3 protein-coding genes and 1 pseudogene are annotated in these 3662 nt (G+C 41.3%); all 4 read left to right on the forward strand.

Features of this window, described 5'->3' with window-relative positions:
* Nucleotides 1-1168, forward strand: a pseudogene (locus tag FU659_RS39515) (IS110 family RNA-guided transposase); the annotation flags it as partial.
* 12 nt (nt 1169-1180) lie between these two features.
* On the forward strand, nt 1181-1771 hold the full coding sequence (locus tag FU659_RS34575) for a DMT family transporter (protein ID WP_261808246.1): 591 nt from the start codon (nt 1181-1183) through the stop codon (nt 1769-1771).
* 88 nt (nt 1772-1859) lie between these two features.
* Complete coding sequence (locus FU659_RS34580; protein WP_147951679.1) at nt 1860-3236, forward strand: transposase; 1377 nt, start codon at nt 1860-1862, stop codon at nt 3234-3236.
* Between the two features lie 73 nt (nt 3237-3309).
* Complete coding sequence (locus FU659_RS34585) at nt 3310-3486, forward strand: EamA family transporter (RefSeq protein ID WP_147951680.1); 177 nt, start codon at nt 3310-3312, stop codon at nt 3484-3486.
* The last annotated feature ends 176 nt before the right edge of the window (nt 3487-3662 follow it).

Raw genomic sequence — 3662 nt, forward strand, 5'->3', positions numbered from 1 at the left:
GTGTAGACATTGCTCAGGAGGCCCATGTTGCTAGAGCGGTTAACTTCCGTGGTGTCGCTCTCGGTAATCCTTTAGTGTTTAGTAATGACGAAAATGGCTTCAAGTCCCTCGACCGTTGGATTCGCGACTTGCTAGCTCCATATAAATTATCCCAAATTATCGTTGGTATGGAACCGACTGGCCATTACTGGCTCAGCCTTGCCGGGTGGCTTAAAAATAAAGAAATTGAAACCGTACTTGTTAATCCTCACCTAGTTAAAAAGAACAAAGAAAACCGCGACAATACACGCTCAAAAAGTGACAATAAAGATGCTTTAGTTATTGCCGACATGGTGAAAATGGCTACTACTCTCCTGTCCGTTTCCACTCCTCTGAATACGAGGAACTACAAGTACTCATAGCTAACCGAGAAACAGTTGTTAAACGACTTGTAAGTGCCGTTAACCAGATCCACCGCTGGGTCGACATTGTCTTCCCTGAACTAAGACAAGTCTTTAAGATCCTAACTTGTAAGGGTGCATTGTTAACCCTTCGGCTTTTTCCGCTCCCATCTGACCTTTGTAAGCTAACTCCAGACGATGTAATTAAAGGATGGCAGAAATCAATGAAGCGGCATTCTGGTGTGCGTAGAGCTCATGTACTCATCGATCTTGCCAAGCAAACTGTTGGTTCCAAGCAGGCAACACATACTTACAATCTCCATCTAGAACAGCTTCTTGAGGAGTATGATTTAGCAATCAAACAACTGCAGAGAATAGAAAAAGAAGCCAAGGACGTTGTTGAACGTATCCCCTATTCAGGCAAGATCCTAGCCATTACAGGTATAAGTTCAATTGCTTTAGCTGGTGTTTTAGGAGAGTCTGGAGATCTTAGGGGTTACGCGCATGGGAATGCCTTACTCCGTCACGCAGGACTTAATTTGACCGAGGCAAGCTCGGGTAAATGGAAAGGACAAATGACGCTCAGTAAACGTGGCCGTCCACGCCTGCGTCACTTTCTCTAATTAATCACGATGTGCATGGTCATGAGTAACCAAGAATTTAAAGCATTACATCGCCATAATGTTCAAGCAAAAAAGCTCAAAAAGAAGAAATCTATCATGAAGTTGTGTGGAAAGTTAGCTCGACTCTTAGTTGGAATGGCTCGTAGTGATGAAGCCTACAACCCAACTGTTTTGATCATGCTTCCTTTTGTGTCTTGGAAAAAGCTTAGATTAACACAATTAACTAAGTATGATTGGCTTCTTGTTTTATCTGCGGGTTTTTTTCTCGGTTTACATTTTTTATTTTGGATGGTGTCTTTATCTTATACATCGGTAGCAAGTTCGATGGTTATTTTAACTTTACAACCTCTATTTGTAATGATTGGATCTTATTTTATTTTTAAAGAACGAGTAAACAAACTAATGGTACTATGCATGATAACTGCGGTTTTCGGATCTATCATTATAGCTTGGGGAGATATAGGCGTCTCAAGAGAGGCGCTAATCGGAGATGCACTTTCCTTATTGGGGACTGTCTCCATTTCTGCTTATATGCTAGCAGGACAAAAAGTGAGTCATAAAATACCAGCTAATGTATATAGCGTTATTGTTTTTTTCATTGGTGGTAGCATCATGCTGATATACAGCCTAATGAATCATTTTTCTTTAATAGATTATAGTTCCTCTGACTGGATGTACTTCTTATTACTTGCCTTAATTCCAACTATATTTGGGCATTTTATATTTAATCGAATGAATTTCATAAATCGAATGCCTTGCTGGGATTGAGTTTATAAGATACGAAAAAAGGAGTACCTCCCCAAATCTCGAAGTGTTTAGTACCCCTACCAGACACTGAGAGAAGGTTGGACTCCCGATGTACAGTATTCGCCAAGAAGAGCTGTTTTCCTTGCAGGAACTATTAGAAATGTCACCCAGAGATACTTACGCCCTCATGTTTAAAATGTTGGATATCACACCTTTCTTGAAAGTAGTATCTAAAAAGAGCTTAAACGGAAAACCCACACAGTTAAATTATGCTGCGATGTTAGTTGCTTTGTTTGTCCGCGTGATGGAGCGAATTCCTACGATGAAAGACCTCATCAAAAGATTGGCCCGAAGCGTGGAATTCAGCACGCAATGTGGATTTACTGGTTCAGACCGAATCCCAAGTGAAGCATCCTTTAGCAGAATGATCCGAAAACTGCAAAATTCCGCTGTCTTTCAGGAGACACATAACAAGCTCATCCATCAGGCTTTTCAAGAGGGGTTTATTGACGCTACGATTGTTGCCATGGATGCTACTCATATCGAGGCCAGAGATCGCCGGCCTGAAAAGGAAGCAGAATCCACGGATAACGCTGGCGAATTGCCTACGGAATTTCCAAAGAAAAAGCGTGGACGTAAGTCAAAGGCCGAGCGGGATCAATGGCTGAAAGAGCAAGCAGAGTTAGAAGCTAATCGTCCTTTGTTTGAGAAAAAGGTCGAGGAACAACTTCAACACTCGTTTTCTGAGCTAAATCAACAGATTCCGCTTGCGCCTGAATGGGGCGTTAAAAAGAATTCGGAAGGTAAGAATGTGTTTTGGTATGGCTTTAAAGGGCATCTACTGGTTGACTCTAAAAGTCAATATATCCTAACGGCTCTACTATCTTCAGGCAACATTAACGATGGAAAAATGGCTATTCCCTTGCTTAAATCACTGACGGAGTTTCATCCGTATCTCAAAGTGGATTACGTGCTTGCAGATGCAGGGTACGATCTAGTACCGATTTACCAGCAAGCGCAGGGCCTAGGAGCTTATGCACTCATCGATTACAACAAACGAAATGAACAACCCGTCGAAGGAAAAGATAAGTATTTTCGCCCCATCTGCAAAGAAGGAAACAGCTATAGATACGATAGCTTCGACCCTAAGTATGAAACGCTCAAGTATACGTCACCAAAGGAATGCGAGAGCTGTCCATTTAACGATGGAAAATGCCAGAAAGTGCATAAAGTGAAAGTGGAATCCGATATTCGTAAATACACGGTTCCAGCTCGCGGTAGTGACCGTTACTACGAGTTATATAAAAAACGAACGGCTGTTGAACGAGTCAACGCTTATCTGAAGGAGTATTTCCAGATCAACAATATCCGTCATCGAGGAAAGCTGGCAAACGTTGACTTTCAGTTATCTTGTTTGGTATATACAGCATGCAAATTAACGGTAGATCGCGTTAGAAAAAGCCAATCTCGCAAGATTGCGGCTTAATTTTTTTAAAAATAGACCGTCAAATTTCGGATAGCACAAGCTCCATTCAAAAACATTATGAAATTGATTCAATCTGTTACTAAAATCAATCGGTGCAACTACTGTTTCTGTCGGTGTTATCGGTGAACCTGTGCTTGCCATAATCCTTGCATACTTTATCCTGGGAGAAGCTGTAAGTTCTTTTCAAATTCTTGGAGGATTATTTACAGTAGTGGGAATGAGATTTTATTTTTGGGCTAAGTCTAAATGATCACTCTTACACATTTTAATAAACAGAAGGCAGCCTGGTAATTGGCTGCCTTCTGTTTCTATCACCACATTAACCTGCCCGTTAGTCATAATGAACGAGGCGGCCCTCATTCGCCTAACGTAGGTTGCTTTTGGTTAGAATGAGTAGTGGATTCTACTTAAAACCAAATGCAGAGC

This window comes from Paenibacillus sp. N3.4 (assembly GCF_008017805.1).
Lineage (GTDB): Bacteria > Bacillota > Bacilli > Paenibacillales > NBRC-103111 > Paenibacillus_E.